Annotated in this window: 4 protein-coding genes; 2 read left to right on the top strand and 2 right to left on the bottom strand. The window is 56.1% G+C overall.

The window, feature by feature from the left end:
- Both NP596_RS19525 and NP596_RS19520 read left to right on the top strand, forming a co-directional pair.
- Nucleotides 1-293 (top strand): hypothetical protein (locus NP596_RS19525; protein WP_256617075.1); only part of this gene is annotated, 293 nt, incomplete at its 5' end.
- Nucleotides 290-1,207 carry a diguanylate cyclase gene (locus NP596_RS19520; RefSeq protein WP_256617074.1) on the top strand — a complete coding sequence of 306 codons (918 nt, stop codon included), beginning with the start codon at nt 290-292 and terminating at the stop codon, nt 1,205-1,207. The genes NP596_RS19525 and NP596_RS19520, both read left to right, overlap by 4 nt.
- Nucleotides 1,208-1,244: 37 nt before the next feature.
- On the opposite strand, the gene NP596_RS19515 is transcribed toward NP596_RS19520, so the two are convergent.
- Entirely contained in the window at nt 1,245-3,497 is a 2,253-nt protein-coding gene (locus NP596_RS19515; protein ID WP_256617073.1) for a PAS domain S-box protein, read from the bottom strand.
- 2 nt (nt 3,498-3,499) lie between these two features.
- Complete coding sequence (locus NP596_RS19510) at nt 3,500-5,155, bottom strand: alpha-keto acid decarboxylase family protein (RefSeq protein ID WP_256617072.1); 1,656 nt, start codon at nt 5,153-5,155, stop codon at nt 3,500-3,502.
- Between the last annotated feature and the right edge of the window lie 268 nt (nt 5,156-5,423).

Here is a 5,423-nt window from a genome sequence, read left to right as displayed (position 1 = left end):
AAACCGCCGCCCGCTTCGGTAACGCGGAATCCTCCGGAGCGTCCGGCAACGCACCCGACTGGCGCGCCGCCGGCAAACTCGCCGGACAACTGCGAACTTTGCTGAATGGTAACGACTTCGTACCTCACGAACTGTTAGTATTGCTGCAAGACGCGCTGCCGGGACAAAATTTTCAGCGGCAGTTACGCACGTTTGAAAAACAGATTAATGCTATCGATTACCGGCAAGCGGAAAAAACCCTTGCCGATTTGGAAGCCATTGCAACGCAGCATATACAGAAAGGATCGGCATGACTGAACCACTCAAGCCCTTGATTCTGATCGTCGACGACACCCCCACCAACATTCAGATCTTGGCGGAAAACCTCATTAAGGATTACCGGGTCAAAGTAGCCGCCAGCGGCGAGGACGCTCTGCGCATCATTGCGCACCAGGGTTTGCCGGACCTGATTCTGCTGGATGTCATGATGCCGGACATAGACGGTTACGAAGTATGCCGCCGGCTGAAAAACGACCCGCACACCAATTCCATCCCCATTATCTTCGTGACCGCGTTAAACGAAGCGGCCAACGAGGAATTCGGCCTCAACCTGGGCGCGATGGATTACATTACCAAACCCTTTTATCTGCCTGTCGTAAAGGCGAGGATACGCAACCATATCCGCCTCAAACAGACCACCGACATGTTGGAATCCATGGCCTGGATAGACGGGCTGACCGGCATTCCCAACCGGAGGCGTTTCGATCAGATGCTGGAAGTCGAATGGAAGCGCGCCCAACGCAACCAGTCGCCGCTGGCCGTCATCATGGTGGATATCGACCATTTCAAAGCCTATAACGACTGTCACGGCCACGGCGAGGGCGATGTGTGTCTGAAACAGGTGGCCACGATGTTTGCCGCCACGGTGAACAGGCCGGGCGATCTGGTTGCCCGTTACGGCGGCGAGGAATTCGTAATCCTGATGCCGGAAACCGGCACCGAGGGCGCGCAACAGCTTGCCGACCAACTGCGCCATCGCATCGAATCCATGCAAATTCCCCACACTGGTTCCAGCGCGTCCTGCTGGGTAACGATCAGCCTGGGTTATGCCGCGTTGATTCCCCACCCCAATCAAGCCTCCTCCGCATTGCTGGACGAAGCCGATAACATGCTGTATCAGGCCAAAAACCTGGGCCGCAACCGCGCTTTCGGCTATTGTCCGGGTTAAAATGGCCGTTGCAAGCCGGGCTGCCTATTCGTCCGGCTCAGCGCCATTTAAAAACCATTAGCGAAATGTCATCGTTGAAACGGCTTCTTTGGCAAAACCGTTGTAAATCGGCATGCAAGGCGTCAATAATCGCTTGCGGCGGCAGATGCGCATTTTGTTGAAAAACCAGCTTGACCCTGTCCAGGCCGAAAAACTCCTGCCGCGGGCTTTCCGCCTCGATTAAACCATCGGTATAAAACAGAATCGCGTCCCCTTCCACCAGACTCATGGACTTTTGTTCGAACGCCACTTCCCGCCGGATACCGACAATCAAGCCATCGGCGTCCAGTTCGCAAAATTCGTTCCGCAACCGATTAAACAATATCGGCGGCGGGTGGCCGGCATTGGCATAGCTTATCCGCCGCCCGGCCAGATCGACTTGCATATAAAACAAGGTAATGAAGTAGTCGGCATTATTTAAATCGCTAAACAGAAACCTGTTCAAGATGCCCAGGGTTTCCGCCGGGGCGATGGACAAACTGTGCTGCGCCCGCAAGGCGCTGCGGGTTTCCACCATGAAGAGCGCCGGCCCGATCGAATGGCCGGACACATCGGCGATCACGATATCCAGATGGGTTTCGTTGCGAAAAAAATAATCGTAATAGTCGCCGCCCACTTTGTCCGCCGGCACGCATAATCCGGTTATGGCGAAATCCTCGGTTGCAATGGCCGCGGACGGCGACAGCGTGGCCTGAATCTGCTGAGCGATTCGGATTTCATTTTGGGCAATCGCCAAATCTACTTCCGCTTGGCGAATTTGCTGTTCGGCGGCCCGGCGGCCGGAAATGTCGTGGATGAAACCGCTAAAAATATAGCTATTGCCGACCTTCAATGGCGACACGCTGAGTTCGACCGGAAACTCGCTGCCGTCGCGGCGTGTCGCCAACTGTTCGGTCTGCCGGTTCAACACCGGCCCCGCCCCGGTACTCAAAAAGGTCTGCATGCCCTCGCGGTGGGCGCCGCGATAACGCTGGGGAATGATCAATTCGGCCAAGGGCCGGCCAATCGCTTCTTCGGCCGGCCAGCCGAACATTTTTTCGGCCCGTTGATTCCAGTCGGTAATCATGCCGTAAGCATCCATAATGACGATGGCATCCAGCGAACTTTCGATAATCAGCCGGGTGCGTTTTTCCGACTCGATCAGGGCGTTTTGAAATTGCATACGCGCGGTGATGTCCCTATCGACGCCCCGCCATTTAAGCAAGTTTCCTTGCCTATCGAACAGCGGCAAGCCGGTCGATTCCGTCATCACCAGATGACCGTCGCGGTGCCGGTAATGATTCACCAAGGCGTGAAAGGCATGCCGATTACTGGAATAGCCGGTTTGCGAGACCTTATCCTGGGCGGTCAGCAATTCCGTGTAATGCTTGCCTATGATTTGCTGCTGGCTGAAGCCTAAAATTTGTTCGACCGCCACACTGCTATACAAGTAATAGCCGTCCGGATCCTGCTCCCACAACCATTCGCCGGACAATTCCGCCATTTGCCGAAACCGTTCCTCGCTTTCCGACAAGGCCGATTCCACGGCCTTACGATGCGTCACGTCTTCTTCGACGGCCAGAAAATGCGTGATGCCGCCCGTTTGGTTCCTGATGGCGCTGATGCTCTCGTAAACCCAGTATTCGCGGCCGCTCTTGGTTTTATTTTGCACTTCGCCCTGCCACTGCCCACTGCTAAGCAGCGCATCCCACATCGATTGATAAAGCGCCGGCGACATATGGCCGGATTGCAGAATATTGGGATTTCGGCCGATTAATTCCTCCGCCGCGTAGCCGGTCAGTTCGGTAAATTTCGGATTGACATATTCGATACGCCCGGCGCGGTCGGTAATCATCATCGCGCTGGCGCTTTGCTCAACCACCCGCCGCATCACCAGCAAGTCCTCGCCCGGCTCGGGCGTTTGAACCAGCAGAATAAAGTCCGCATAAGCGGCCGTTTGACGGGGCAAGGCGGAAATCGACACCAAAGCGGGCATGCCGCCGTTATCCCGGGTCAGAATTTCCGCCTCAAAGCAGCTATCTATGCCGCAGTGCTGCGTGTTGGCTGCGGCGTCGCGCCAGCGCGACAGACTGTTTTCGGAAAAAATCAGTTCAAGCGGCCGGCCGGCCAACTCCGCCCCGCCATAGCCTAACAATTTGAGCGCGGCATCGTTGGCTTGCAGAATATGGGGCGCGCCCGGCCTCCTCCCCTCGCCGCATTGGCTTCTAACGATCAGCACATTGAATGCGGGATGCGCGGATAAACCGGACATGCTCAAACTTGGCCTTGAACCTTGGATTTCAAATGCTCGGCCAGCCTTCTCATGGCCGCCGAGGTATCGTCGGCGGCAAGATGCACATTGATGATGCTGGGCATGCTCCGGTTGTCGAGCGCCCGCGCCAAAGCGTCTTCAAAGGCCTCTTCGCTGGCGGCGTCGAACCCCTGTAGCGGCCCGAACACCTCGCCCAAGCGGTCGAACCGCCAATTGCCGATGTCGTTGAAAGGCCCTTCGAGTATGCAGCGCTCGGTGCTGTAGCCGCGATTGTTAAACACGATCACAATCGAATCCAAGCCCAATCTGGCTTGCGTGGACAACTCGGTGCCGGTCATTTGAAAGGCGCCGTCGCCCACCAAAATCAGCGCCCGATGCCCCGGCCGGGCGATTTGCGCGCCCAGTGCCGCGGGAACCGCAAATCCCATCGTGGTGTAAAAACCCGAAGCCAGAAATTCGCTTTGTGCGTGGACTTGCAAGTCGATGGCCGCAAACAGGCAATCGCCCACATCGCAGACGACGATGGTTTCCGGGCCGAGCGCCCGATTGAGCCGGTCGACCAGCCGGTTGACGGTAATAGGCTTACCGGGTTCGGGAAACGGGCTGGCGGCCGCTTTGCCCGGCTTCGAGGGAAAAGCGGCGGCGCTAGGTTTAACCGCTTCCACCAACGCGTTTAAATAATCGGCCAAGGCAACCCGAGGATAGCGGTGGGCGCTAATCACCACTTCATTGAGCGCCGCGCGTATCGTGTGTTGCGGATCCAGCTTTGCCGTGTAGATACCGGTATCGACCTCATTCAACGTGACGCCCAGCATCAACAACAGATCGGACTGTTCCACCATGTAGCGGGCATGTTCCGAACTCATGGCGCCTTCGTAAATGCCCAGATAGGCCGGATGCCGTTCGGCAATGACCGACTTGCCGGTTAACGTGGCGGTGACCGGCAGGCGGGCGCGCTCTATCAATTCGAGCAACCTGTCTTGCAAACCGCGCCTATGCAATTCGATACCGGCGATGACCATGGGCGAAACGGATTTTTCCAGCAAGGCCATGGTTTCCGCAATGGCTTCGGATAACGCGGTCTCATCGCTGCCGGTTGGTTCAATCGTATCCGTAACCGGTATGGGGTAGCCTTCCGCCAGCACCAAATCCCTGGGAATCTCGATATATACCGGTTTGCAATATTGCCGCGCGGCGGCTATGGCGTGGTCGATTTGCCGGAAGGCGATGACGGGGTCGTTGAGCACCGCCGTCGCGCAGGTGATGCGTTCGAAAATTTCGCGCTGGAAGGTGAACGGGCCGAAACGGTGGTGAATTAACGGATCGTCTTTTTGTTCCCGCACGCCCGGCGCGCCGCTAATCACGATGACGGGCGAAGACTCCGCATACGCGCCCGCAACGGCATTGACGGTGTTCAACGCCCCCACCCCATAAGTGACGGCCAACGCCCCCAATCCCAGGCAACGCGCATAGCCGTCGGCGGCAAAGGCGGCGGTATCCTCGCGGGTGGTGCCGATATGTTGGATAGGGCTTTTCTCCATCAAATCGTAAAAGCCCAATACATAATCCCCGGGGACGCCAAACACATGCCCGACCCCGGCAGCATATAAGCGGTTAAGAAGATATTGGCCGATGGTATCGAACTTAACTGTATTCATGGCGGTTTATCCTGTAACAAAGTCCTAGTCGCGCTAGCGAATCGGCTATTTTCCGTTTATGCAAACGATTTCGGAAAACGCCGCCCTGCCGGAACAGTACAGCCTATCCCCTCTACGGTGCAAGCGGCGAACGAATCCATTATTGTATTGTCTTAAAAACAGGGCGCATTCGAGACTTGCGGTGTAGAGTTATGCAAGCCGAATTAATTCAATATTTTTTCAATTGCTGCTAAGATTCTATATTAATGATTTTAAATATATTAATTAA

This window comes from Methylomonas rivi (assembly GCF_024505165.1).
GTDB lineage: Bacteria > Pseudomonadota > Gammaproteobacteria > Methylococcales > Methylomonadaceae > Methylomonas > Methylomonas rivi.
The sequence above is the reverse complement of the archived record's forward strand: the minus strand, read 5'-3'. Positions and strand labels throughout refer to the sequence as shown.

Bases quoted from the DNA above. Each gene is read 5' to 3' on its own strand.
- NP596_RS19510 (WP_256617072.1), bottom strand. From the start codon at position 5,155: ATGAATACAGTTAAGTTCGATACCATCGGCCAATATCTTCTTAACCGC.
- NP596_RS19515 (WP_256617073.1), bottom strand. From the start codon at position 3,497: ATGTCCGGTTTATCCGCGCATCCCGCATTCAATGTGCTGATCGTTAGA.
- NP596_RS19520 (WP_256617074.1), top strand. From the start codon at position 290: ATGACTGAACCACTCAAGCCCTTGATTCTGATCGTCGACGACACCCCC.